Below are 23,993 nucleotides of genomic sequence, written 5' to 3'. Positions count from 1 at the left end.
CGGCCGCATAGAACCGATAAGGAGAAAACTCGAGATCCACCCAGCAGTGGAAAGATGTCCCTCGCGGGACGATGGATGAGGTGAGTTCGTATGTCCGCTTGAACCTGCCGTTCAAACTGACGGCAAGGCCGCGGCTAAGATTGTTCTACCTCGTCCTCGAATCCCATGATGGAAGGGCCCTGGTGCCGATTCCGAAGAGAAGCACGAGCCCGTGAGCGACATCGACATTGCAGTGGCGGATAGTCTGAGAGCGCTTGACCTCAAACGGCCGATTAGAGAAGCAGACATCAAAGAGAGGTGTCGCCACTTCGCTGGTGGGCCGAGAAGCGGAATCCCGCGGTGCGGCAATTCGCAATCGCCCTGCTGCACCAATCGATGGAGATCCTACTCGGCGAGCCATCACTCACTTCGAATGACGATAACTTGCCTTTGACTGAACTACTTCCGCGGCGGTTTCGGGATATCCGCCATCGAACCCAATGGCGGTTCTGTGCTTGCCGCTCGTCGGGCAAGTTGATTGCCGCATGCGCCTCGCGAAGCTGCCAAAGAGTCTGACATTCTCGGACATGCCGCGCATCTGAAGTTGAAGGAGGGAGAGGCTATCCTCGAGCGCTGCGAATTGTTCTAAGAACTGTTCCTCGGTAAGCTCTTGTTCCGGGAGAAACGCTTTGATCGCGTCGTGAGTATCAATACAACATTTCATGACGATGCTCCTTGGTGTTGCGTTGGGTCGTGCTTCCGCACAATTCAAAATGTGAGCGGCGCATTGAAGCGCTCGACCAGACCAAAGACGTTGGCGTTGGCGTAGGTGCGGCCCTGTATCTGGCTGACGTACCGCTTTTCATCGGCCGACAGGTTTGTAAACGCATCCACCAGTGAAAGCCCGCTGAAATAAACTTGCAGGCGGTATCGAGGCTGCGTCCGCGGATCATGTCCTTCGATGTCCCCACCGTGCGTACCGTTCACAGCTGTCGGCGACATTGCTGATCACGTTCATTTCAGTCTTCCTTCGCGGAATGGTGCGCCAATGGCAAAGGCGATCCGATCGGCTGATGCAGTGATCTTTAGGTCGCTGACGCGGGACGGTCTATGATCGGCGCACCTTGAGACATGACCAGAACGCCAGTATGTGATAGAAAGGTCGGTATGGATGCGCTGTCGGACGTTTTGAGAGTGGCGCATTTGACGGGCGGCGTTTTCTTGCACGCCGATTTCTTCGCACCGTGGTGTATGGCCGCCCGCGTTGCGCCGGAACATTGCGCGCCCGTTCTCGGGCCCGCATCGAGCCTGATTCTCTATCATTACGTAGTCGAGGGTGAACTCCGCGTCCGGGTCGACGGTGAGGATAGAGAAGAATTCGTGCTTGGAGCCGGCGATGTTGTTCTGTTGCCGCGCAACGACCTGCACCTGGTTGGGAGCGACCTGACGCTGCCGCCAGTCCGCGGCAGCGAGATTATCCGGCCGCCCAGGAGCGGCGGACTATTCACGATCCACCACGGTGGCGGTGGAAAACGCACGCGGATGATCTGCGGATACCTCGGTCACGATAGCGCCGAACAAAATCCGGTGATCTCGACCTTGCCGCCGCTATTGAAGCTGGATGCGAAGCAGGGTGGTGCGGCGGAATGGATTCGCTCGACCTTCCAATTTGCCGCCGAGGAAGTCGCTGCCGGCCGCCCGGGTTCGGAGACCGTGCTGGCGAAGCTGTCGGAGCTGTTGTTCGTGGAGGCCGTGCGGCGCTACGCTCAAGCACTTCCGCAAGGGCAGACCGGTTGGCTTGCCGGTTTGCGCGACCCCTACGTTGCGCGGGCGCTTGCGTTGCTGCATCACGACATCACCCGGCCGTGGAACGTGGATGATCTTGGCCGCGAAGTCGGCCTTTCGCGTTCGGCGCTGGCCGACCGGTTCACCGGTTTGATCGGCATGCCGCCCATGCACTACATCGCCAGCTGGCGCATGCAGGTTGCGACCCAGAAACTGCGCAATACCAGTGCGTCTCTTGCGCAAGTCGCCGACTCGGTCGGCTATGGCTCCGAGGCCGCTTTTTCCCGCGCTTTCAAAAAGGCGTTCGGAACCGCGCCAGCCACTTGGAGACGTTCGAACAGATAGAGTAAGTCCGATCCGACAATTCGGTTTTATGTCCCCCTTGGTTCGTTTGCGTCGATTGGTCCGCGCCCTAGAAGGACCGCATGGCGATATCAATCGCCTGTCACGGCCGACCGTGGCATCACGAGGCGTACAACCGTCCCGACGTCGGGCTCGCTGTCGAGCCTGATCCGTCCGCCGAGCCTGTCCACCAGGATGCTGTGCACGGTATGCAGGCCGAGCCCGGTGGCGCCCTCGTGGCGCCGGGTCGTAAAGAACGGATCGAAGGCCTGGCGCTTCACTTCGGGCGCCATGCCGCAACCATCATCGGCAATGACAACCTCGATGTGATTGCGATCGGCCGGGCGCACCTCGATGTCGATCGATCCGCTGCGTCCCTCGGGATAGGCATGGATCATCGCATTGAGGACGAGATTGGTCAGCGCCTGCCCGAACGGCCCTGGGTAACTGTCCATCGCCAGATCACCCTCGCAGGTAAAGTTGAGCGCGATGCCGCGCTCGCCCGACTCCCGCGCCAGATGCGACAGAACCTCCTTGGTCAGTTCGCCCGCATCGAAGCTGCGCCGACGCGACTGCCCTTGGTCGAGCGCCAGCTGCTTGAACGATTGAACGCGCTCGGCGGCACGGTCGAGGTTCGACACCAGTTGCGAGGACGCATCGCGAACGAGGTCCAAGAACTCGTTGAGGCGCGAGCGCCGCAAGCCGCCACGCGCGACCTCCTGCGCGAACTGCTCGACCTTGTGCTGAAGGGTGGAGGCGACCGTCAGGCCGCTACCGACAGGACTGTTGACCTCGTGGGCGACACCTGCGACCAGCCGCCCGAGCGCGGCGAGCTTTTCGGCTTCGATCAGCGATTCCTGGGTTTCGCGCAGATGCCGCAGGGCGGTCTCGGCCGCGTCCCTGGCGTTGCGCACCCGCTGCTCGGCGCGCTTGCGCTCGGTGATCTCCTCTGCGGCGACATTGACAGCGACGATTTCACCGCTCGACGCGCGCAACGGATGCCAATAGGTGATCCATGAACGTTCCTCGATCTGATCGGCGCGTTGCCCCGCGACTTCGATGCCGATGACCGGCTCGCCGGTCGCCATGATCGAACGGACGATCTCTTCCACGGCATCTGCGAGCCCTGGCACGCAGTCCCTGACGAAGCGGCCGAGATGATCCTCGACGGATATGCCGCAGATCTCGGTGAGACGCTGGTTGATCTGCAGGTAGCGGCAATCCGGAGACAGGCAGGCGAGCCCGATCGGCGCCGTGTCGTAGATGAGCTGAAGCGCGGGCTGGTGTGGGAACATCACCACCTCGGAAGCAGCCGATGATTTGGGCACCTTCCCCACGCAAACTCCTCGCCTCGCCGGGCGCTCCAGCTTTGAAACCTTATCCGGTCCATGAAAGTAAAGGGCCCTGCCATTTCCCTTGATCTAGATCAACGATGCGACCAGGCCAATTGCGCCGGAACCCGCTCCTCCGGTCAAGCAGGCCGTTCAACTCTGGCCCAGATACTGAAACAGCAAGTCCTTCCACCAATCGGTCTCTTCGGCATCAAGCAGCGACGTTGATCTGCTTGCCCGGCGAACTGTCGTTGCGCAGCGCGATGGCGTAGTCCTGTGGATCGAACGTGACATTCGCGAGGCACTCTCAATATTTTCTCACCAACGGTTTCGCCGATGTCGTCTCTGGCATCTTCGGCGAGATCGCGAAGGTCACCCAGGTCGACCAGCCTTCAGGGCGGTTTTCGACGGCGAGATCCTTGTATCCCTTGATGTTGAGATAGCCCTGATAGTCACCGACCGGAAACAGGAAGCCGATCTCCGGACCGATGCCGACCGCCATTCCCCGGAAGCCGCCGAGCTTCGCGCCGGGACCAGTGTCGTCGGTGAGCTGCTGAAAGTAATAGCCCGCTACGCCAACAAGCACGTCCTTGGTCACGAACTGCGACGCCGCCCACTCGATGTGGGCGTCAATGCCGTTCTGATACTGCAGGAAGGGATTCGGGGCGCTGTAGGTCAGACCGCCGACGACGGAGAATTCGTGCCCCGTCTTCGGGTCGAGATAGGTGTAGCCCGCACCGGTATCGACTCCCCAGAAGCCGAAGCTCAGATTGGCCAGACGACTGGCATCGTAGGTGCCGCTCGGGATGTTGCCGGCGATATAGACCATCTCATTATTGACACCCTGATTCCACTTGAGCGTGCCCTGATAGAACACGTCGGACACCGTCGTGCGGTTGTCGGTTTTGCCGCCGGAGATCGTGTTGCCCAGTGGGCCGGTCAGCGTGGCGTCGATCCCGACGCCCAGGTTTCCCGGAGCGGCGAGCAGGCTGAAGCCCGCCTGGCCGCCAAGGACCGGCAATGCCGAGGTGTAGGTGACGCCTTCGACAAGGGCATCCGCATGCGCGTTGAGACCGGCGACGATGGTGCCTCCCACGCCGCCGCCGGTCACGAAATTCTTCCCACCCCCGGCGCTCTGCTGCAGATGGAGATAGATGGTCTCATAGGCCCATCCCGGCGCGACCGGCGTCGCCGCCAGGCTGCCGAACGTTCCAGGAAGCCAGAAGCTGAGGCCGCCGGCATCGGCCAGCGCCGGCTGTGCATGCGCGATCAGCGCGAGAGCCGACGCGCCTCCAAAGGCTGCAATCGTCCGATATCTGGCACATCCCATGGTCGCCTCCCACCTCAATGACCGACTCGACCTCTGCCGCTCGATTCCAACCGCAATCCTAGCCGGTTTCGCGCGCACCTCGTGATTGCGCGACACTTTGCTTCATGTTGTGGCGCGATGGTCACAGCGGTGAGTTCGACCCGTGTTGCGATCCAGCCATTGCGTTCAATTCAACGCCTGCGGTTCCGGGAATTTCCACGTGCCGTCGAGAATCTCCGCGCGCGGCCGATAGAGCCGCACCGTGTAATTCCAGCCTTTCGTGATTGGCAGACAGTTGGGGGCCTTGCCGTCGCAGCCGCCGAACTGAACGGCCACCGAGCCGTCGGCGGCCTTCTTCGCGGTGATGTCGTTGAGCGAATAAGCGCCAGCATCATTCTTTTGGAAGTAGCCATCGGCATCGTAGACGCTGATCGACCAGAAGGCGTCGACCGGGACGTTGCCGGGGACGTTCAACTTGTAGACGGTGTTGCCATCATTGCCGGTCGGCACGAAGCTGAGATAGGTCGCATCCTTGTCGGGATTGCCGCCCCAGCCGGCCGCCGTGCCAATCAAGTGCCTGATGGGATCGACCTGTCCTCTGGCACCGAAGGCGTTCTTGAATCCGCCGGTGTGGGCGGCCAGCAGCAGCAGCGCGTCATGCACCTGCTTCTGGCTGATTTGATCCCAGTTCGGAATCTCGAATTTCCCCGGGCTCGCCTGCTCAGCCTTGATCGCATCCTGCAGCGCGTGGACCTCATCGAGGTCCTTCGGGTTCGCCGGATCGACCAGCGTGCGGATCGCGACCGAGACGTAGCGCGTGCCGACCTGCTCCTTGCTCAGGGTGTGCGAGCCTCCTCCATAGAAGACAGCCGGCACATAGTGATCCTCGTCGATCAGCTGCAGCGACATGAAGCGTTTGCCGGCATCGGGCATGGTTATCGTCACCGGCCCTGCGTCGAGGTCGAACACCGCGTTCGAATAAAGCGTGTCGCGGTTCATGCGGATGACCATCTGCTTGTCGATCTCGGTCGGCATGCGAATGTGCAGGAACTTTCCAAGGCCGACTTCCTTCACGGCCTTGGCCATGTACAGATCGGACTCGGCGCGGGCGAAATTATCGACTGTGACGGGGACAGTCTGCGCCAGTGCCGCAACGGGTGCCGCGACCACGCCCGCGGCCACCACCGCAACGAGCCGGACAATGCTTCTGCACATCACTTCCTCCGCTACTCAAAATGGATTGACATAGTTCAGGATCGCGATCTGGCGCAGGATCACGCGCCGGACCACATGCGTCGGCTTGAGGTGCCCGGTGTAGATCGCAGCCGTCCCGCTTGCGCCGGCCGGCAGCATGCTGGCGACGTCGGCGTCATCGAGCTTGACGCGCACCAGGAAGGGCGCAGCCTCGATCGCCCTCGGCGCCACCGCCGTGCCCGATGTCTGCGCCTGTCCGGTCGCGATCGCCTGCAGCACGCTCTCGACCTTGCCGCTGTAGACATGGCCGGGCACGAACTTGAAGGTGATCTCGACCTCCTGTCCCGGCTCGATATAGCGCGCATCGTTCTGGTTGATCTCGACGCCGATGATTGTGCTGGAGGTGTCGATGAAGGCCATCACCGGCGACAACGGCAGGTTCGAAACCCGCGCCCCCCTACGTAACGCGAGGTTGGTAACATAGCCGTCGGCCGGCGCACGCACGACGGTCTTGTCGAGGTTCCACTGTGCGCCTTCCAGCTGGCCGGAAAGCTGGTCGACCTCGGACTGCCGCTGCTCCACGTCAAAACCGCGGCCGGAGTCGCGCTCGTACAATTGCGTCATCTGGCCGAGGCGCGTCTTTGACAGCTTGAGTTGCGCGTCGATCGCCTTCACCTGCGCCTCGTAGGGCTGGGGATCGATCTTGAACAGGACATCGCCCGCCTTCAAAGGCACGTTGGCGGTGACAGGAACGTCGGTCACCTCGCCCGCGACGTCAGGCACGATCGAGACCGCGTTGCGCACCACGATCGCCGCACCTTGCGGCGCGCCCCAGCCCATCGGGATCAGGAGGCCGAACAGCAGCAGCAGCGCCACGATGAAGGGCGATGCCTTCCAGAACGTGTTCCAGGGCACGATCTTGAAGTGCACCAGCAGGAACAGCAGCACCAGATAGATGTTGAAAATCGCAATCCCCATTACGCATCTCCTGATCGGCGCCGGGGTATGTCGACATAGGCCCAGATGAAGACGATCGGCCACAATGCGAAGCCGAAGATCAGCGTAATCCAGCCCGCGACCGCCACGGCCTGCGCGTAAGGATGGTTGCGCGACTTCGCGATGTGCCCCGGCAACCAGCCGGCGATGCAGAACACGCCGATGGCGCTCGCCACCAGAATGACGAGCACGATCCAGGCAAAGATGTCGTAGCCGCTCATGGCGCGCCCCGCACGGCCACGTTAGTTCTTGCCCGGGCTGCCCGTCGAGATCTTCTCCATCACGTCGCTGACGGTGAAGCTCGCCGCCTTGGCGCGCGGCGGGAATTCCTTGAAGCTCTCGATGTATTTCGCGACGATGACCTGAGCCGGGACCAGCAGGAACGCCCGATGCGCGTGCCAGTCGGCGTACAAGATGCTGGTGGGACCGCGCTCGAACGGATCGGCGCGCACATTGTACAACATCGGTGCCCGCAGCTTGTTGAAGTTGCCTTGCCAGACACCGAGCGGCTCCTGGGGATTAATTTCGGTGTGTTGCTCGATGAAGGCTATCTTCCACTGGTTGATGCGAAGAGCCATCAAGTCGCCATCGTCGCTCCAATAGAGAAATTCCTTGCGCGGCGATTCCTTTACGTCTCCTTTGAGGAATGGCATCAAATTGAAGCCGTCGAGGTGAACCTTGAAGGTCTTGCCGTTCAGCGTCGTGCCCTTCATCGTCCTTTCAACGAGATCCGTGTCGCCATTGGCAGCAGCGAAAGTCGGGATAAAGTCCTCATGCGCACAGATGTCGTTGACGATCGTGCCTGGCTTGATCACCCCTGGCCATTTGATCAGGCAGGGCACGCGGAAGCCGCCCTCCCAGTTGGTTGCCTTCTCTCCCTTGAACGGTGTCGCGCCGCCGTCAGGCCAGGTAAAGACTTCAGCGCCATTGTCGGTGGTATAGACCACGATGGTGTTGTCGGCGACGCCGAGATCGTCGACCAGCTTCAGCAACTCCCCGACCATTCCATCATGTTCCACCATGCCGTCGGGATAGACACCGAGCCCGGTCTTCCCCTCCGACTCTTTTTTCAGATGCGTGAAGATGTGCATCCGGGTTGAGTTGAAGTAGCAGAACCACGGCTTGTCGGCCTTGTGCTGCCGGTTGATGAAATCCTTGGCAGCGTCGAGGAATTCGACGTCGATCGTCTCCATGCGCTTGGTCGTGAGCGGCCCGGTATTGTCGATCTTGCCGTCGGCAAAGGAATGCAGCACGCCGCGCGGCCCGAAGCGTTTGCGAAATTCCGGGTCCTTGGGATAGTCGGGATTCTCCGGCTCCTCCTCGGCATTGAGGTGATAGAGATTGCCGAAGAACTCGTCGAAACCGTGCGCGGTCGGGAGATGTTCGTCGCGGTCGCCGAGATGGTTCTTGCCGAACTGTCCGGTGGCGTAGCCATAGGTTTTCAGCACATCGGCCACGCTGGGATCGAGCGGGCCGAGCCCGAGTTCCGCACCGGGCAAGCCGACCTTGGTCAGCCCGGTGCGGATCGGCGATTGCCCGGTGATGAAGGCCGCGCGCCCCGCGGTGCAACTCTGCTGCCCGTACCAATCGGTGAAGACCGCGCCTTCCCTCCCGATGCGGTCGATGTTGGGCGTGCGATAGCCCATCATCCCCATATTGTAGGCGCTGACATTGAACCAGCCGATGTCGTCGCCCATGATGAAGAGAATGTTGGGCTTGCGGCCGCTCGCGGCAGGAGCGGCCGCTGCTCCTTTCTGCGCTTGCGCGAGAGCTTCCGAAGTCAATGCCGACGCCGCAACGAGGGCGGTGCCGCTGAGCAGCAAGCTGCGGCGATCAAGCGACCCTTTTTCTTTCTTTTCGGTCATGCACGGCTCCCGTTTCTGACAACGCCCCTGAATCCAACGTGGCTGGTTGAGGTATCGACCGGCTCGGCGTGGCGCGCCGCCGGCCGGTACCGGCGGCAATAATTCGGCGCGCACAGATGCGAGCCGCCCTTCAGAACCTTCCGTGGAATCTTGATTTCGGGCAGCGCCGGATCAAAGCTGGCGTCCTCGCGCCCGCCGCGCGGATTTTGTGGAACGCAGCAGGCCTTCGGCGCGTCGGCTTCATGCCTGGACGACCACCAGTCGGTGGTCCACTCCCAGACGTTGCCGATCATGTCGTGAAGGCCGTAGCCATTCGGCGGAAAAGCCATCACCGGCGAGGTACGCTCGTAGCCGTCCTCGCAGATGTTCTGAAGCGGGAAGTTCCCCTGCCAGGTATTGGCCATGTGCTTGCCGTCAGGCGCAAGCACATGACCCCAGGCGAACTCTTCGCCGTCGAGGCCGCCGCGCGCGGCATATTCCCATTCGGCTTCGGTGGGCAACTCCTTACCTGCCCATCTCGCATAGGCGAGCGCATCCTCATAAGAAACGTGCACGACCGGGTGATTGTCGAGCACGTTGATGTTGCTCTTCGGTCCGTAAGGGTGTCTCCAGTCGGCGCCTTTCATGAAGGTCCACCACTGGCTCCAATCCCTGAGATCGGTCACGCGCGGCGGCGGCGCGAACACCAGCGAGCCCGCATAGATCATCTCCGGCAGCGCACCCGGATAGTCCTTCGGATCTGGCGGCACTTGCGCTGTCGTGACGTAGCCGGTGGCCTTCACGAACGCCTTGAACTGCCGGTTCGTGACCGGTGTGCGGTCGATCCAGAAACCATCGACGCTCACGCGATGGCTGGGTGCCTCTTCCGGATAATGTTGATCGGAGCCCATACGAAAGGTGCCGCCGGGAATCCAAACCATGTCCCCGGTCTGCTCTCCATCGGACCGCGCTGCGTCGCGCCCGATCCGTACTGAGGCCATTGCTAAGTCCCCTTGACCAACCTCATGCAGCTTAGGCAAGCACCAGAAAACCGATATGCAATTTGTGCCAGCGCGCGCCACTGCCGGAGGAATTCGAAAGTAGATTCAAATACAAACCAGACTGGCCAGCAGCGCTGCCCCGCAGCCAAAATACCGCTCATGCGTGGGGCCGGCGCAGCGTCTCATTGGGATACTCGCCGAACAGCCGCTTGTAATATTGCGAGAACCGCCCGAGCTCGAGGAAGCCAAACTCAGTCGCGACCTCGGTCACGCGTGCATCCTCCGGCGTGAGTTGGCGCAGCGCCGAATGTACGGAGCATAGCCGCTTGTGGCGCAGGAAAGCGCTCGGCCCAATGCCAAGCACGTCCTCGAAGGCGCGGTGCAGCGTGCGCCGGGAGATGTTGAGGTTCGCGCAGATTTCGGAAATATGGATCGGGCGAAGCCTCCTCGCGTCGACGTAATTCTCGACCTTCCGGACGATCCGGCTGGTCGAAGGAATCACGCCCGAATCCTCACTCGAAAAATCGGCAACGCCGCTCGCGAACGCTTCGAGGATCGATCGCTTCCAGAAATCGAGCGTCGATCGTGCCCAGCTTTTTTGCTCGCCGAGCCGCGTCATCACAAGATCTATCAGCCGCTCGATGGCTGCCGCCGCGTCGCCGTCAGCAGCGCGGCAGTGCTGCTGACGCGACCAGAACTCGGGATCGGAAAGCGCTCGCTGTCCAGCGCAGACCTTGCTCATCTCCAGCGGATCCAGCAATAGCGCCGCGAATCTGGCCCCGCCCGTGTAGACATTGTGGTGGTCTACCCCGGCGGGGTTGATAAAGATGTCGCCGACATGCGCGACGCCCGACGAACTCCTGGCGGTGCCCGAACATCCGAGGAGCACTCCGATTGTCAGATGCGTGCTGCTCAAAACGCCGGTCGCGCACAAGGGCAATGAAAAACTTCCCTTGCTGAATGCGACGTCACCGATTGTGGCCCGGTCAAGCTGACCGGACAGACGCCCTCGACCGAGCTGAACGATTTCGATATCCGTGCCATCCACGGGTACGCGCAGTTCATCGATGCTATCTATGGCCATCGCCCGGAAACGGTACGGCTTGTCGTCGACCCAGGCCCGCCCCATCGTCTGCGCTCCCACAGTTACCGAAGAACCGCTTTCGTTGCGCGTCTGATCCGCCGATCGTGAACAGGCTAGGCCCGCCACTTGAGGTTGGCAAGCAGCGCAAATGACGCAGGCGCGAGCTGATTAAAATTGAATCCGTTTTCCGCCCGACGGGCAAATCGCTTCACTGCTCCGCTTCGAAGCCAATCCGGATTGTCCAGTGCCTGCAGCAAAAATATTTAACTTTCGCTTTTTCGGAAGTTGTGCTTTGATGCCCGCGTTCCGCACCGACACAAGGGGCGTACGCGTCGTCACGAACGTGGAGCGGAATGCGGTGGACGGGATCATGCCGATGGACATGCGGCATGGTTGCGGACGGCGAAGTCGTGTGGTCCTGGCGCGCCCATGCAGGCGCCAAGTTCGCGCGAGACTCCAAAGGTCTCGCGCTGATGACGGTGGCAAACGCTGGTTCACCGAGGAGAGCTCGTATAAGCCGTAAACCACTGCGCAGGGAAGGCCGGGATGATCCCGTCTGTACCTGTGGTTTTCGCGCTCGCGCAAATGTCTTTTGCGCGGGAGCCCCGGGTGCAGCGGCCACCCGGTCTTCCCTGCGCCCTCGGCTTTTGAAGAGGGTGACGGAGAACGCAAAGCTCGGGCACAATGTGCCGCGAGGATATTATTGCATGTTCTCTCGATCGTCATGCCCCGCGCATGCGCGGCATCCAGTATTCCAGAGGCCTGTCAGCAGGGACGCGCTGTCTCTGGAATACTGAATCGCCCGCCTTAGTGTTTTCGAGCGAAGTGGGGACCGGTTCGCGTGAAGCAAACGCGTCAAAACAAGAATCTAGAGCTCCGGTTCTGATTCAATCAGAACCGGAGCTCTAGCCGGCGATGAGGGCAGAGCAGTTGGCGAGCGACGATGACGGCACAAACCCGAATGGTTACGGCGTCAACGATGCTTGCCCACCCCTTAACAAAACTGTCACATAGCAAAACTAAACAAGGTTCCGCCTATCGAGTCCGCCGATTCAATACCCCGCAGGGAGACCACCAATGCGCCGCGCCATCGTGCTGCTGTCTGCCAGTCTATTGACCCTGGCCGCCAGCGCCGCGTCCGCTCAGAACACTGCCACGCCCCACAATCTGATCCTGTTCGTGCCGGATGGCTTGCGCGCGCTGAAGGTGACACCGGAGACGGCGCCGGCCATGGCCGAAGTCCGCGACAAGGGCGTCAACTTCAAGAACTCGCACTCGCTGTTCCCGACCTTTACCATGGCCAACGGCTCGGCGATGTCGACCGGGCATTATCTCGGCGACACCGGCACCTTCTCCAACACCATCTTTTCCGGCTACACCAGCGCGCCCGCCGGCGACACAGTGGTGCCGTTCCTGGAGAATGACGCGGTGCTCGGCGACATCGACGCGCATTTCACCGGCAACTATCTCAACGAAGAGGCGCTGCTGCAGCTCGCGCGGCGTAAAGGCTATTCGACCGCGGCGATCGGCAAGGTCGGCCCTACCCTTCTGTTTGACCACACAGACCGCGCCGAGAAGGCAGGCCTGCATTCGATCGTGATCGACGATTCCACTGGCGCCAAGACCGGCGTGCCACTGTCGGACGAGATGAAGGATGCACTTGCGAAAGCGAACCTTCCGCTTGTCACGCCGTCGCGCGGCGACAATGGCAAGGCGGGCGATGCCAAGACGCCCGGCACCACGGCCGCCAATATCGCTCAGCAGGCCTATTTCGCCGATGTCGCCGCGAAGGTCGTGCTGCCGATGTTCAAAACGCGCGCCAAGCCGTTCGTGCTGGTGTTCTGGTCGCGCGATCCCGATGGCACCCAGCATAACCAGGGCGACAGCCTCAACAGCGTGACACCCGGCATCAATGGTCCCAGCACCATGGCCGCGATCAAGAACGTCGACAACAATCTTGCGGAGCTGCGCAAGGCACTCGACGATCTCGGCCTCACTGCCACGACCGACATCATCATCTCGGCCGACCACGGCTTCTCCACCATCTCCAAGCAGAGCAAGACCTCGCCCTCGGCAAAGGCGAAGTATGACGACACGCCGGAAGGCTTCCTGCCGATGGGCTTCCTCGCGCTGGATCTCGCCAAGGCTTTGGACCTGCCACTGTTCGATCCCAACGACAAGAATGCAGCCGTCGGCGACAACGCCCATCCGAAGGCCGGCAACGGCGTGCTCGGCAAGGATCCGACCAAGCCGGACCTCGTGGTCGCCACCAACGGCGGGTCGGACCTGATCTATCTGCCGAATCGGGACAAGAGGCTGGCCGATCGCACCATCAAGGCGCTGCTCGAGCAGGATTACGTCTCCGGCCTCTTTGTCGACGACGCGCTCGGGCGCTTTCCCGGCACGCTGCCGATGTCGCAGATCAATCTGAAGGGCAAGGCAGTGACGCCAAACCCGTCGATCGTGGCGAACTTCCGCTCCTATGTGGAAGGCTGCAATGAACCGACCAACTGCTCGGTCGAGGTCGCCGACACCGTGCTGCGCCAGGGCCAAGGCATGCATGGCAGCTTCGGCCGCGGCGACACCTATAATTTCATGGCGGCGATCGGCCCCGACTTCAAGGCGGGCTATGTCGATCCGCTGCCGGTGAGCAACGCCGATGTCGGCCAGACCGCCGCGCTGCTGCTCGGCCTGCATGCCAACGCCAACGGTGGGCTGGAAGGACGGGTGATGTCGGAGGCGCTGCCGAACGGCATCATGCCGAAGGCCATCGAAGCCAAAATCGTCTCCAAGCCGGCCGCCAACGGCCTGCAGACCGTCGTGAAGTACCAGCGCGTGCTGACCCAGCGCTATTTCGACGTGGCCGGCTTCCCCGGTCGCACCGTCGGCCTCGACGAAGACGCGGCCGGCAAACAGAAAACGGCGGGGCGCTGACACCCCGCCGTCTGCGGAATAAAGGTCTGGATGCGCTTACATCCCGATGTCGAACACGTTGGGCAGCTGAGCCAGCGGCAGCGCGGCGACGCCGATAAAGGTGGCGACCATCGCCATCAGCGTGCGGTTGGTATTGCGCTTGCCGCGCATCTGGGCCGCAATCCATTCCAGCGTGTCGCTGTCGACGCCCTTGGCATGCGCCGGCGCCCAGCTCTCGATGTCGGTCTCGGGCGACAGCGCCACCGAGCGCGGCGGCACCCTGAGGCCCGACATCGCGGCGGCGTGATGGGCGACCGCCTTCGCCAGCAGATCGTCGAAGCGGCCGTCGTCGGAGCGCTCGGTGGCAGCCTGCGCGATCTCGAACAGCGCCTCGGCTTCGGCCCGGCTGACCGGCTGATGCTCGACCGCGGCTGCGGTCAGGATACGCTTACACCATGCTGCGTCATCCGCATCAAGGGAACGGGAAAAATGCACACGACCCTTGGTGGTCGGGCCTTCGCCGGTGATCACGCCGTCGCGCACGATGGCGAGCGCATGGGCAGCGGTATCGCGGCAGGTGGGTTCGAGAACGCTCGACGGAAGAGCGCCCTCCATACGAGAGGCAGACATATTCACACTTCTCAGTTGCTTGTTCGGGTCCAGCATTGCGATGCGGGCGTAAACGAGTGGTTAACGATTCGAAACCGCCGTCCTTCAATTTGGTGATGGTTGCCGATTCGTCGCACTCGGCGCGCCCCGGAGTTCGGCCTTGCAAGACCGGGGCCGGCGTGATGAGGACCATAAAAGGCAATATAGGGGCAATCGGGGGTTCCACTGGCACTGTGATTTTTCGCCGCAATCCCTTGCGCCAGGAGGCGATGTGTGGTGCCTCGCGCAGAGTAGAATGTTTTCCCCTTTTCGTGAGGGCCGTTCACTTCGGTAGAACTACGGCCTATACTAGTTAAGCCAAATTCATCTGAAACTATAATGACATGAGGGCGTAACATGCCACTTCAAATCGGCTCCGTGGCCCCGGATTTCGAGGCCGAAACCACCGAGGGGAAAATCAAATTCCACGACTGGATCGGCGACAGCTGGGCGCTGCTGTTCTCCCATCCCAAGGATTTTACTCCGGTCTGCACCACCGAGCTCGGCCTACTCGCCAAATTAAAGCCTGAATTCGACAAGCGCGGCGTCAAGCTGATGGGGCTGAGCGTCGATCCGGTCGACCGCCATTCCAAATGGTCGGAGGACATCAAGGAGACGCAGGGCGCCGCGCCGAATTATCCGATGATCGGCGACACCGATTTCAACGTCTCGAAGCTCTACGACATGCTGCCGGCTTCGACCTCGGGCGACGTCGGCACCCGCACCGCGGCCGACAACCAGACCGTCCGCAACGTCTTCATCATCGGGCCCGACAAGAAGATCAAGCTGGTGCTGGTCTATCCGATGACCACGGGGCGCAATTTCCAGGAGATTTTGCGCGTCATCGACTCGCTGCAGATGACGGCCAAGCACCGCGTCGCCACGCCCGCTGACTGGAAGCAGGGCGAGGACGTCATCATCGCCGGCTCGGTCAGCGATGACGAGGCGAAGAAGATCTATCCGGATGGCTGGAAGGCGCCGAAGCCGTACATCCGTATCGTGCCGCAGCCGCGATAAGGCTGTGAGCGTTGTTCCGGGGTGATACGCAAGACCACCCCGGAATGACCTAAAGCGCGATGAGATTTGGTTGAATCGTGATCGCGCTTTAGGTCCTTGATTGAGCATGCTCTTTTCGGAAAACCGCTACACACTTTTCCGGATCATGCGTTAGGCCTGGATTCTCTGGACAGCACAGCTCCCCTCATCGTCTGGTTTCGCGACGACCTCCGGCTCTCCGACCATCCGGCTCTGGATGCCGCGGCAAGGTCCGGTGCGCCGGTGATTTGTGTTTATGTGCTCGACGGAAGCCCGTCCTTGCGTCCGCTCGGCGGAGCGGCGCGCTGGTGGCTTGCACAGTCGCTGCGGGCGCTGGACAAGGGGTTGCGCGCGATCGGCGCGACGCTGGTCCTGCGCAGCGGTGTGGCCACGAGGGTGATCGCCGACCTTGCGCGCGAAGCGGGCGCGCAGGCCGTGTTCTGGAATGAGATTGCGCAAGCACCGCATCGAGCGATCGAGCACGAACTCGCCGAAACACTTTCAGCCATGGGCGTGACCGCGCGGGGTTTCCCTGGTGACCTCCTTGTCCGGCCCGAGGCCATCCGCAGCAAGGAGGGGCGCGGCTTGCGCGTCTTCACTCCGTTCTGGAAACGCGTCCTGGCGCTTGGCGATCCACCCTCGCCGCTTCCCGCGCCCAGCGCGCTGCGACCGGCCGCGCCGCCTGCTTCCGAGCCGCTCGCGCATTTCGCCCTCGAGCCAACAAAACCCGATTGGGCTGCCGGCTTCCGCGAGACCTGGCAGCCGGGTGAGTCGGCCGCACAGGCGCGGCTGAAGCGATTCCTGGAGCGCAGTGCCAAAGACTACGCAGGCGAGCGCGACAGGCCCGACCGCGAGGTCACGTCCGGCATGTCGCCGCATCTGCGGTTCGGGGAGATCAGCCCGCGGCAGATCTGGCACGCGGCGCCGTTTGTCGCTGCCGAAGAGCCGCGGCTTGCCGGCGATATCGCGAAGTTCCTGAGCGAACTCGGCTGGCGCGAGTTCTGCCGGCACCTCCTGTTCGACCACCCCGATCTTGCAACCCAGAACCTTCAGGCGGCCTTCGACGCCTTCCCCTGGCGGCGAGACGAGGCGGCTTTGCGCGCCTGGCAACACGGGTGCACGGGCTATCCCATGGTGGATGCCGGGATGCGCCAGCTCTGGACCACCGGCGTCATGCACAACCGTGTCCGGATGGTGGTCGCCTCCTTCCTGGTCAAGCACCTCCTGATCGACTGGCGCTACGGCGAAGCCTGGTTCTGGGACACGCTGGTCGATGCCGACGCGGCCAGCAATCCCGCCAACTGGCAATGGGTCGCGGGCTCCGGCGCCGATGCCGCACCCTATTTCCGGGTGTTCAACCCGGTGTTGCAGGGCGAGAAGTTCGATCCCGATGGAAGCTATGTACGACGCTGGGTCCCCGAGCTCGGTCGCCTGCCGGCACCGTTGGTCCATCGCCCCTGGCGTGCGGCGCCGCTGGAACTCGCGAGCGCGCAAGTCGAGCTCGGCGTCACCTATCCACAGCCGATCGTCGAGCACGGCAAGGCACGCGTGCGCGCGCTTGCGGCTTATGAGAAGGTGCGTGCCAGCAAGTCCTGAAAGCGTGTCGCTTTGACAGCTGCATGAATCCCGCTATCGTGATCGTATCGTCAAACATTGGGGGTTTGAGATGGACGACGAGAAATCTGTGATTGAGCTGGCATCCGACGCGATGGGCACGGCGCCGGAGGCACCCGTTGAAGCACCGAAGCCCGCGGTGAAGAAGGTCCGCAAGGCCGCCAAGAAAGTTGCCAAGAAGGTCGGACCGAAGAAGGCAGCCAAGAAGGCAAAGAAGGCGGCCAAGAAATCTGCGAAGAAATCCGCCAAGAAGGCGGCCAAGACGGTCAAGGCCAAGAAGAAGAAAGCCAAGAAAGCCAAGCGATAGCCGCCAAATGAAAACCTCCGGATGCACGATCCGGAGGTTTTTGTTTCACGCGACAGTCGCGCCGCCGTCCTACCAATCATCCGGGCAGGGATCGACGATCTTCCACAGTTCGGCGCCGTTGGTGATCTTCTTCATCTCGGTGGTCAGCCCGCCATTGCGGCGGATCCAGTCCTTCACCGTGCCGGGATAGTAGGACATCAGATCGGAAGTACCCTCGAGGCTCGTGACCTTGATGCCGAAGGTGAAGGCCTTGTCGTAATAGGCCTGGTGGAAGCCGAGGCTGGCGCGGGGGGTGACGCAGATCTTGTTCATGGGCACGATGCCGAACACCATCGTGCAGGCGGAATTGCAGATGCCGTCGATGACTACGCGCTCGCCGTTGTCGCGAACGCGCTTGTACTTTTCCTTGTACTCCTCGACATAGCCGCCATGGTCGCGCGTGATGTGCAGCAGCGCATGCGCCGGGGTGGCGGCGACGAGCGAGAGCACGAGCAAGGCCAAGGACGTGATGCGCATCAAGGTCAAAGGGATCTAGCTGGTCACCGGTTAAGGGTCGAGGTGCCGGTTGGATCCGGCGGCAATGTCGCTGGACTGTGTTGGGAAAGTGTTAAGCATCCGGAAAAGGCCAAAAATGGGCAACAGGGATTTCGGCAAGCCTTTGGCCCCGGCCCGGGTTAAGCTTGGTGCTGATTTGACAGCCGGCCCCGCCTGGATACCGTGGTATATCCGTGAGAATCGTCGGAGAATCGGGATGAAGAACGCAAAGCTTGTCGCAGCCGCCGCCCTCTTGATTGCGGCCGCCTTCCAGCCGCAGGCCGCGGAAGCCCGCCATCACCATCATTATGGCTACCACTGGGGGCTGCCCTACCAGATCAGCTATCTGCATAATTACGGCCCCGGCCTGCAGCCCGGCTCTTTCGCCTATTATGACGGCCCCTCGACCAACCTCTGCTACCGCGGCTCGGCCGCCTATATCGGCCAGGACGGCCGCCGCCATCCCTGCTTCTGAAGTGGGATAGAGGCGACTCCTGATACGTCACTTCAAGCGGCGTGGCGCGGCAATCCGGCCGCGGCGCGGGCGCGTAATTCGATGGCAGGCCAATTTCCCGCCTTGATGTCGGAGGCCGGCGCGACCCAGGAGCCGCCGACGGCCACCACCTTCGGATGCGCCAGCCACTGCGCGACATTGGCCTCTGATATCCCCCCGGTCGGGCAATAACGCACCTGCGGGAACGGTCCAGCCAGGGCACCCAGGGCCGGCAGGCCGCCGGCCGGCACCGCGGGGAAGAATTTCACGAGGTCGAAGCCCCGCGTCACGCAGGCGATCAGGTCAGACGGGGTATGGATACCCGGCGCGAATGGCAATTCGCTTGCGGCGGCCGCATCCAACAGCTCGGCCGACTGACCCGGGCTGATGGCAAAAGACGCCCGCAGGTCCGCCGCTTGCTCGAGGTCCTTGCGGGTCAGCACCGTGCCGATGCCGACCAACGCCTCCGGCACCTCGGCGATGATGGCCCGCGCCGCCTCGACCGCGGCTGCCGTGCGTAGCGTAATCTCGATCACCCGCAAGCCGCCGGCGACCAGCGCCCGCGCCAGCGGCACGGCGGCTCTGGCCTCCTCGATGGTGATGACGGGAACGACGGGCGCCAGCGCAAATAGCTCCAGCAGCCGGGTTCGATTTTTCTCGTTCATCGCGTCACTCCGGTTGAAAAAATATCCCTCGGCATCGCCTCGCGCGCGATCACGGCGCCAGGCAACATGATGACGGCGGACGCCAGGCGATGGCCAGCCCGTGCCGCCTGCTCAGGCTCAGCGCCCCGAATGCGCGCGGCGAGATAGGCCGCATTGAAGGAATCGCCGGCCGCCGTGGTGTCCACGGGTTGAACAAGCTGCGGCGGCGGAACCTCTGCCTGCCGGCCATTGGCCTCGATCAGGCAGCCGAGCGGCCCTCGCTTGATGACGATCTCGGCGACGCCATGCGCCTTCAGGCGCCGAAGGCAGGCGGCCGCGTCCGCATCGCCAAACAAGGCCTGCTCATCCTCCAGCGTGGGCAGCGCAAGATCGACCAGTGGCAGGATGGCATCGAACGCGCGCCGCGCGGCTTCCGCCTCGCTCCAGCCGCGCGGGCGATAGTTGCCGTCAAAAGCGACCCGCCCGCCATTGCGACGCGCTGCGACCAGCAATTCGCGCAACCGTGCCCTGCCCATCTCGCCGTAAAGCGACAGGCTGATGCCGGAGAGATAGAGCCAGTCGAAGCGCGAAAGCCGCTCCAAAGCCGCATCATCTGCGCGATCAAAAAGCTCCCGCGCCGGTGCGCGGTCGCGCCAATACAGAAAGCTGCGTTCGCCACGCGGATCGCGCTCGATCATATAGAGCCCGGGGACGCGGCCGGGCACCCGCAACACGTCGTCGGTGCGGACCCCCTCCGCTTGCCAACTCGCCAACATGGCATCGCTCAACGCATCGTCGCCGAGCGCGGTGACGTAGGCGGTATCGATGCCGAGCCGCGACAGGTACACCGCTGTATTGAGCGTATCGCCGCCGAAGCCGCGCGCGAACAGGCCGTCGCGGGCGGCCGAGAACTCGATCATGCATTCGCCGATGGAGGCGACTTTCATGCCGTTGCCCATGCGGCTCAAAAGGTGAGCTGGACTTTCATCGATTGCGAGCGGTCGCTGGCGAGTTCGAACGCTTTGACCGCATTGTCGAATGGCAGTGAGGCCGAGATCAGCGGCTTGACGTCAAGAAGCCCCTCGCCCATCAGGCGCAGTGCCAGCTCGAACTCGCGATCGAAGCGGAAGGTGCCGCGCAATTGCAGCTCTTTCGCAACAATGGTGTTGATCGGCAAGGTCATCTCGCCGCCGAGCCCGAGTTGCACGATCACCCCGCCCGGCCGCATCACGTCAAACGCTGTACGCAACGCGGCCTGGTTCCCGGATGCCTCGAACAGCACGTCGAATACGCCCTTGCCCGCGCGCCAGGCGTCGAGCGCGGACACGTCGGTGGCGACGTTCAAGGCGCGGCTCGCGCCAAGCTTGCGCGCAATCGCAAGCGGCGCATCGGCGACATCTGTGACGACGACCTCGGCCGCACCAGCATAGCGTGACACCAGCACCATCAGCGCACCGATCGGGCCGCAGCCCGTCACCAGCACGCGCTTGCCCATCAATGGGCCGGCCTGGTTGGCGGCATGCAGGCAGACCGACAGGGGTTCGGCCATCGCTGCCTCGGCCAGCGTCAGCCGTTCCGCGATCGGGATCGCCTGCGACCCATCGACTGTGACATGCTCGCGGAAGCCGCCCTGCACGTGCGGCATGCGCATCGCGCTGCCCATGAAGCGCATATCGAGACACTGGTTGTGCAGCCCTTCGCTGCAATGCAGACAGACGCCGCAAGGACGGCTCGGATTGACGGCGACGCGCATGCCCGGCGCAAGGTGCGAGACGCCCTCCCCGAGCGCGGCGACGACGCCAGCAATCTCGTGGCCGAGCGCCATCGGCTGTTGAATGCGCACCGTGCCGAAACCGCCATGGTGATAATAATGCAGATCCGAGCCGCAGATGCCGCCGGCCGCAATCTTGACGCGGACCTCGCCGGGGCCGGGTGCCGGATCGGGAAAGTTGTCGATCCGCAGATCGTTCGGCGCGTGAATGACGACTGCGCGCATGGCCTATTCTCCTGCTCACATCGCCGCCAGCATGCCGCCATCGACATAGATGGTCTGGCCGTTGACGTAATTTGATGCCGACGAGGCCAGGAAGATCGCCGCACCCACCAGCTCGTCGGGATTCCCCCAGCGCTTGGCCGGGACCCGTGACATCAGCCAGTTGTTGAAATCGGTGTTGCTCATCAGCGCCTGGTTCATATCGGTCAGCATATAGCCCGGACCGATGGCGTTGGCCTGGATGCCGCTCGCCGCCCACTCCACCGCCATCGACTTGGTCAGGTTCTTGATGCCAGCCTTGGCCGCGGTATAGGGCGCGATGGTAGGGCGCGCCAGCTCGCTCGCAAGCGAAGCAATATTGATGATCTTGCCGCGCTTGCGCGGGATCATGCGTTTCGCCGCCTCGCGACCGATGATGAAGGCGCCCGTGAGGTTGGTCTCGATCACCTTGCGCCAGTCCGCACTGGAGAACTCGACCAGCGGCTTGCGCATCTGGATGCCGGCATTGTTGACGAGAATGTCGATCTCGATGCCCGCCTCGTCGAAGCCTTCGAACGCTTTCACGATCGCTGCTTCATCAGTGACATCGAAGGCCGCGCCTTCCGCGGCAAAACCGGCGGCCCGCAGCTCGCCGACGGCGGTTTCGACACGCGCGCCATCAGTGCCGTTGATGACGATCTTGGCACCGGCTTTCGCCATGCCCTCGGCGATGGCGCGCCCGAGGCCACGACTGGAGCCTGTCACCAGCGCCGTGCGGCCCTTGAGATCAAAAAGCGAGAGCGACATCGATAACTCCGTCAAATATTGCTGCGGCGCACGACAAGGTCGGAGCGCTCGAACACGGCAGGCAACAAGTCGACGCCAAGCCCGGGCCCTTCCATCGGATAGACGTAGCCATCCTCGATCACGGGCATGGTCGTGACAAGCTCGTTGTACCAGCCCTTGTAGAAGGCGCGCACGGACTCCTGGATCAGAGTGTTCGGCTGGCTGAACGACATGTGGATGGCAGCGATGAAGCCGATCGGCCCGATGCAGTCATGCGGCGCGAACGGCCGGTGATAGGTCTCCGCCATCGCCGCGATCTTACGTCCCTCGGTCAGCCCGCCGGTCCAGCACAGATCGGCCATCACCACATGCATGGCGTCGCGGTCGAGCATGTCCTTGTAGGGATAGCGCGAGCCCAGCGTCTCGCTGGCGCAGGTCCACACATCCGTCGAGCGCGCGAATTCGGCGAGCGCCTGCGGCGAGTTCATCTTGATCGGATCCTCGTACCAGGTCGGCTTGTAGTCCTCGAGCACACGCGCAATCTGCTTGGCGGTCGGGAGGTTCCACAGCGAGTGAAGCTCGACCATGATTTCCATCTTGTCGCCGACCGCTTTACGGATCTTCTCGAACGGCTCGACCGCCTTCTTCATCTGCGCGGCCGTGATGAAAAGACCCTGGTTCTCCTGCGCCGGCGGATCGAACGGCCAGATCTTCATGGCCGAGATGCCGCTCTCGAGCAGACTTTCGGCCAGCGCGTCCGCGCGGTTCATGAAGGCGTCGAGATCCTCGTAAGGACTGTCGACCTCGCCCAGACTCCAGTTCGATACCGGGCGGATATTAGTGGAGCGCACGTATTTGGTGCCGGCACAGGTGTTGTAGATGCGCTGCTTGTCGCGGCAGAGACCGCCCAGCATCTGGTGCACTGGCTGACCGCAGACCTTGCCGAACAAATCCCACAGCGCGATGTCGATCGCGGACGCGGCGCGGTATTCCACTCCGGTGGAAGACTGCGCCATCGGCAGATTGATCATCTCGCGATGCAGTGCCTCGATCCTCAGAGGATCGCGCCCGAGCAGACGGCCGGCAAGCGTGTCGTGGACCTGCGCTTCGACGGCGCCCGCGCCGTAAAAGGTCTCGCCGAGGCCGGTCAGGCCGGAGTCGGTGTGCACGCGGACCCATATCACGTTGGCGAATTCGTCCGTGCGCAAGGTTTCGATAGACGTGATCTTCACGTGTTTCTCCCTGCCTGCTGGTTCTTTTGTCGGCCGGCCGCGCATGACAACGCGGGCACTTCAGCCTCGACCATGTCTCTGCCATACGCGCTCTTGTAATATATCACAATATGTTTAATGTCACGAACAGGGCTGCGCCCAAGACGCGGCTCGAGGAAACCCAAGGAAGCCTTTGATGGCGCGGCGCAAGAGCGCTCTCGACATGGTCGATCCCGAACGGAGCGATGCGCCGGCCAGGCGCAACCGCGTCAATCTGTTCGAACTTGCCTACCAGCGCATCGAGGAACTGCTGGTCAATTGCCAGCTCAAGCCAGGACGTTTTCTCACCGTCCAGGAATTGCAGAGCGTGACCGGCTACGGCCGCACGCCGGTGCACAGCGCCGTCAACCGCTTCGCCGCCGACACGCTGATCATCATTCGCCCGCGCCATGGCTTGCAGATCGCGCCGATCGATCTATCGCGCGAGCGCCTGCTGCTCGGCTTGCGGCGCGACATGGAGCGCTTTGTCATTCGGCTGGCAGCCGAGCGCGCCTCGCTGTCGCATCGCAACCAGATGCAGCACATCGAGCGTGCACTGAGCGAGCGGCGCACCACAACCTCGATCGACGCCTTCAACAAGCTCGACCGCCGCATCGATGCCCTGATCCTGGATGCCGGCGGCGAGCCCTTCCTGGCGCACACCATGCGCCCGTTGCACACGATCTATCGCCGCATCGGATTCATCTACCATCGCCTCCTGCCCGGCCACACCGACCTGACCGGCACCATCGATCGCCATGTCGCGATCCTCCATGCGGTTGCCAACCGGCGCGCCGAGGACGCGGTCAAGGCCAGCGACGAGTTGATGAGTTTCATGGAATCCATGTTCGTGGAAATGGAAGCCGGCCTCGACCCGAGCCTGCTTGATTGCAGCATCGAACCCTTGCCGGGCACCTAATTTATCAAGGACA

Annotated in this window: 24 protein-coding genes; 7 read left to right on the top strand and 17 right to left on the bottom strand. The window is 62.5% G+C overall.

The genetic code is table 11. The annotated features are described in order from the left end of the window. Nucleotides 1-403 precede the first annotated feature (403 nt). Entirely contained in the window at nt 404-703 is a 300-nt protein-coding gene (locus tag A3AI_RS0134065) for a hypothetical protein (RefSeq protein WP_024519842.1), read from the bottom strand. Between the two features lie 44 nt (nt 704-747). Continuing rightward, nucleotides 748-981 (bottom strand): hypothetical protein, encoded by a 234-nt coding sequence (locus tag A3AI_RS48975; RefSeq protein ID WP_024519841.1) that lies wholly within the window; start codon nt 979-981, stop codon nt 748-750. Between the two features lie 165 nt (nt 982-1,146). Between A3AI_RS48975 and A3AI_RS0134055 the strand changes: the two genes are divergently transcribed. Continuing rightward, nucleotides 1,147-2,109 (top strand): AraC family transcriptional regulator, encoded by a 963-nt coding sequence (locus A3AI_RS0134055; protein ID WP_024519840.1) that lies wholly within the window; start codon nt 1,147-1,149, stop codon nt 2,107-2,109. 89 nt (nt 2,110-2,198) lie between these two features. Here A3AI_RS0134055 and A3AI_RS0134050 read toward each other — a convergent pair whose 3' ends face one another. The 8 genes from A3AI_RS0134050 to A3AI_RS0134015 form a co-directional block, all read right to left on the bottom strand. Next, nucleotides 2,199-3,443: an ATP-binding protein gene (locus A3AI_RS0134050; RefSeq protein ID WP_024519839.1), complete on the bottom strand. Its 1,245-nt coding sequence runs from the start codon at nt 3,441-3,443 to the stop codon at nt 2,199-2,201. Between the two features lie 301 nt (nt 3,444-3,744). Next, nucleotides 3,745-4,767 (bottom strand): SphA family protein, encoded by a 1,023-nt coding sequence (locus A3AI_RS0134045; protein WP_024519838.1) that lies wholly within the window; start codon nt 4,765-4,767, stop codon nt 3,745-3,747. 165 nt (nt 4,768-4,932) lie between these two features. Then, nucleotides 4,933-5,961, bottom strand: a complete 1,029-nt coding sequence (locus A3AI_RS0134040) for a DUF1254 domain-containing protein (protein WP_024519837.1) — start codon at nt 5,959-5,961, stop codon at nt 4,933-4,935. Between the two features lie 15 nt (nt 5,962-5,976). After that, nucleotides 5,977-6,918, bottom strand: a complete 942-nt coding sequence (locus A3AI_RS0134035) for an HlyD family secretion protein (protein WP_024519836.1) — start codon at nt 6,916-6,918, stop codon at nt 5,977-5,979. Beyond that, entirely contained in the window at nt 6,918-7,157 is a 240-nt protein-coding gene (locus A3AI_RS0134030; RefSeq protein WP_024519835.1) for a DUF3302 domain-containing protein, read from the bottom strand. The genes A3AI_RS0134035 and A3AI_RS0134030 overlap by 1 nt, the downstream gene beginning before the upstream one ends. A 21-nt stretch (nt 7,158-7,178) precedes the next feature. Further along, the gene (locus A3AI_RS0134025) at nt 7,179-8,801 is read right to left on the bottom strand and encodes an arylsulfatase (RefSeq protein ID WP_024519834.1); all 1,623 of its coding nucleotides are present in this window, start codon (nt 8,799-8,801) and stop codon (nt 7,179-7,181) included. Next, on the bottom strand, nt 8,798-9,721 hold the full coding sequence (locus tag A3AI_RS0134020) for a formylglycine-generating enzyme family protein (RefSeq protein WP_156928059.1): 924 nt from the start codon (nt 9,719-9,721) through the stop codon (nt 8,798-8,800). Before A3AI_RS0134020 ends, A3AI_RS0134025 begins: the two co-directional genes overlap by 4 nt. A gap of 217 nt (nt 9,722-9,938) precedes the next feature. Further along, complete coding sequence (locus A3AI_RS0134015; protein ID WP_156928058.1) at nt 9,939-10,991, bottom strand: helix-turn-helix domain-containing protein; 1,053 nt, start codon at nt 10,989-10,991, stop codon at nt 9,939-9,941. Nucleotides 10,992-11,942: 951 nt separating this feature from the next. Here A3AI_RS0134015 and A3AI_RS0134010 point away from each other — a divergent pair. Then, complete coding sequence (locus A3AI_RS0134010) at nt 11,943-13,799, top strand: alkaline phosphatase family protein (RefSeq protein WP_024519831.1); 1,857 nt, start codon at nt 11,943-11,945, stop codon at nt 13,797-13,799. Nucleotides 13,800-13,835: 36 nt separating this feature from the next. Here the strand turns inward: A3AI_RS0134010 and A3AI_RS0134005 are convergent, their stop codons facing one another. Then, nucleotides 13,836-14,393: a hypothetical protein gene (locus A3AI_RS0134005; protein ID WP_024519830.1), complete on the bottom strand. Its 558-nt coding sequence runs from the start codon at nt 14,391-14,393 to the stop codon at nt 13,836-13,838. Nucleotides 14,394-14,783: 390 nt separating this feature from the next. Here A3AI_RS0134005 and A3AI_RS0134000 point away from each other — a divergent pair, with 390 nt between their 5' ends. The 3 genes from A3AI_RS0134000 to A3AI_RS0133990 all read left to right on the top strand — a co-directional run bounded on the left by A3AI_RS0134000 (nt 14,784) and on the right by A3AI_RS0133990 (nt 17,382). Next, entirely contained in the window at nt 14,784-15,443 is a 660-nt protein-coding gene (locus tag A3AI_RS0134000; protein WP_024519829.1) for a peroxiredoxin, read from the top strand. A gap of 165 nt (nt 15,444-15,608) precedes the next feature. Next, nucleotides 15,609-17,057 (top strand): cryptochrome/photolyase family protein, encoded by a 1,449-nt coding sequence (locus A3AI_RS0133995; RefSeq protein WP_024519828.1) that lies wholly within the window; start codon nt 15,609-15,611, stop codon nt 17,055-17,057. A 70-nt stretch (nt 17,058-17,127) separates the two neighbouring features. Further along, nucleotides 17,128-17,382: a hypothetical protein gene (locus tag A3AI_RS0133990; RefSeq protein ID WP_024519827.1), complete on the top strand. Its 255-nt coding sequence runs from the start codon at nt 17,128-17,130 to the stop codon at nt 17,380-17,382. A 69-nt stretch (nt 17,383-17,451) separates the two neighbouring features. On the opposite strand, the gene A3AI_RS0133985 is transcribed toward A3AI_RS0133990, so the two are convergent. Further along, nucleotides 17,452-17,898, bottom strand: a complete 447-nt coding sequence (locus A3AI_RS0133985; RefSeq protein WP_024519826.1) for a hypothetical protein — start codon at nt 17,896-17,898, stop codon at nt 17,452-17,454. A 235-nt stretch (nt 17,899-18,133) separates the two neighbouring features. Here A3AI_RS0133985 and A3AI_RS0133980 point away from each other — a divergent pair, with 235 nt between their 5' ends. Next, nucleotides 18,134-18,391: a hypothetical protein gene (locus tag A3AI_RS0133980; RefSeq protein WP_024519825.1), complete on the top strand. Its 258-nt coding sequence runs from the start codon at nt 18,134-18,136 to the stop codon at nt 18,389-18,391. A 32-nt stretch (nt 18,392-18,423) separates the two neighbouring features. Here A3AI_RS0133980 and eda read toward each other — a convergent pair whose 3' ends face one another. Genes eda through A3AI_RS0133955 form a run of 5 tightly spaced genes read right to left on the bottom strand, consistent with a single transcriptional unit; the run spans nt 18,424 to nt 23,043 of the window. Then, on the bottom strand, nt 18,424-19,074 hold the full coding sequence (gene eda / locus A3AI_RS0133975; protein WP_024519824.1) for a bifunctional 4-hydroxy-2-oxoglutarate aldolase/2-dehydro-3-deoxy-phosphogluconate aldolase: 651 nt from the start codon (nt 19,072-19,074) through the stop codon (nt 18,424-18,426). Next, a complete protein-coding gene (locus tag A3AI_RS0133970) occupies nt 19,071-20,000 on the bottom strand; it encodes a sugar kinase (protein WP_084801120.1) in 930 nt (309 codons plus the stop codon). Before A3AI_RS0133970 ends, eda begins: the two co-directional genes overlap by 4 nt. A gap of 17 nt (nt 20,001-20,017) precedes the next feature. Continuing rightward, on the bottom strand, nt 20,018-21,049 hold the full coding sequence (locus A3AI_RS0133965) for an L-idonate 5-dehydrogenase (RefSeq protein ID WP_024519822.1): 1,032 nt from the start codon (nt 21,047-21,049) through the stop codon (nt 20,018-20,020). Between the two features lie 15 nt (nt 21,050-21,064). Next, nucleotides 21,065-21,832: an SDR family oxidoreductase gene (locus A3AI_RS0133960; RefSeq protein WP_024519821.1), complete on the bottom strand. Its 768-nt coding sequence runs from the start codon at nt 21,830-21,832 to the stop codon at nt 21,065-21,067. Between the two features lie 11 nt (nt 21,833-21,843). Further along, entirely contained in the window at nt 21,844-23,043 is a 1,200-nt protein-coding gene (locus A3AI_RS0133955) for a mandelate racemase/muconate lactonizing enzyme family protein (protein ID WP_024519820.1), read from the bottom strand. A 175-nt stretch (nt 23,044-23,218) separates the two neighbouring features. On the opposite strand from A3AI_RS0133955, the gene A3AI_RS0133950 reads away from it, so the two are divergent. Then, nucleotides 23,219-23,980, top strand: coding sequence for a GntR family transcriptional regulator (locus A3AI_RS0133950; RefSeq protein WP_024519819.1), 762 nt, complete (start codon nt 23,219-23,221; stop codon nt 23,978-23,980). The last annotated feature ends 13 nt before the right edge of the window (nt 23,981-23,993 follow it).

The organism is Bradyrhizobium sp. Tv2a-2 (assembly GCF_000472425.1).
In the GTDB taxonomy this organism is placed as follows: Bacteria; Pseudomonadota; Alphaproteobacteria; order Rhizobiales; family Xanthobacteraceae; genus Bradyrhizobium.
Note: the sequence above shows the minus strand (reverse complement) of the source record. Positions and strands in the feature narration are given on the sequence as shown.

Coding starts and splice junctions, on each gene's coding strand:
- A3AI_RS0134025 (WP_024519834.1), bottom strand. CDS start 8,801: ATGACCGAAAAGAAAGAAAAAGGGTCGCTTGATCGCCGCAGCTTGCTG.
- A3AI_RS0134065 (WP_024519842.1), bottom strand. CDS start 703: ATGAAATGTTGTATTGATACTCACGACGCGATCAAAGCGTTTCTCCCG.
- A3AI_RS0134040 (WP_024519837.1), bottom strand. CDS start 5,961: ATGTGCAGAAGCATTGTCCGGCTCGTTGCGGTGGTGGCCGCGGGCGTG.
- A3AI_RS0134000 (WP_024519829.1), top strand. CDS start 14,784: ATGCCACTTCAAATCGGCTCCGTGGCCCCGGATTTCGAGGCCGAAACC.
- A3AI_RS0133965 (WP_024519822.1), bottom strand. CDS start 21,049: ATGCGCGCAGTCGTCATTCACGCGCCGAACGATCTGCGGATCGACAAC.
- A3AI_RS0134010 (WP_024519831.1), top strand. CDS start 11,943: ATGCGCCGCGCCATCGTGCTGCTGTCTGCCAGTCTATTGACCCTGGCC.
- A3AI_RS0134030 (WP_024519835.1), bottom strand. CDS start 7,157: ATGAGCGGCTACGACATCTTTGCCTGGATCGTGCTCGTCATTCTGGTG.
- A3AI_RS0133960 (WP_024519821.1), bottom strand. CDS start 21,832: ATGTCGCTCTCGCTTTTTGATCTCAAGGGCCGCACGGCGCTGGTGACA.
- A3AI_RS0134035 (WP_024519836.1), bottom strand. CDS start 6,918: ATGGGGATTGCGATTTTCAACATCTATCTGGTGCTGCTGTTCCTGCTG.
- A3AI_RS0133990 (WP_024519827.1), top strand. CDS start 17,128: ATGGACGACGAGAAATCTGTGATTGAGCTGGCATCCGACGCGATGGGC.
- A3AI_RS0134005 (WP_024519830.1), bottom strand. CDS start 14,393: ATGGAGGGCGCTCTTCCGTCGAGCGTTCTCGAACCCACCTGCCGCGAT.
- A3AI_RS0133950 (WP_024519819.1), top strand. CDS start 23,219: ATGGCGCGGCGCAAGAGCGCTCTCGACATGGTCGATCCCGAACGGAGC.
- A3AI_RS0134055 (WP_024519840.1), top strand. CDS start 1,147: ATGGATGCGCTGTCGGACGTTTTGAGAGTGGCGCATTTGACGGGCGGC.
- A3AI_RS0134020 (WP_156928059.1), bottom strand. CDS start 9,721: ATGGTTTGGATTCCCGGCGGCACCTTTCGTATGGGCTCCGATCAACAT.
- A3AI_RS0133970 (WP_084801120.1), bottom strand. CDS start 20,000: ATGAAAGTCGCCTCCATCGGCGAATGCATGATCGAGTTCTCGGCCGCC.
- A3AI_RS0134045 (WP_024519838.1), bottom strand. CDS start 4,767: ATGGGATGTGCCAGATATCGGACGATTGCAGCCTTTGGAGGCGCGTCG.
- A3AI_RS0133985 (WP_024519826.1), bottom strand. CDS start 17,898: ATGCGCATCACGTCCTTGGCCTTGCTCGTGCTCTCGCTCGTCGCCGCC.
- A3AI_RS0133980 (WP_024519825.1), top strand. CDS start 18,134: ATGAAGAACGCAAAGCTTGTCGCAGCCGCCGCCCTCTTGATTGCGGCC.
- eda (WP_024519824.1), bottom strand. CDS start 19,074: ATGAACGAGAAAAATCGAACCCGGCTGCTGGAGCTATTTGCGCTGGCG.
- A3AI_RS48975 (WP_024519841.1), bottom strand. CDS start 981: ATGTCGCCGACAGCTGTGAACGGTACGCACGGTGGGGACATCGAAGGA.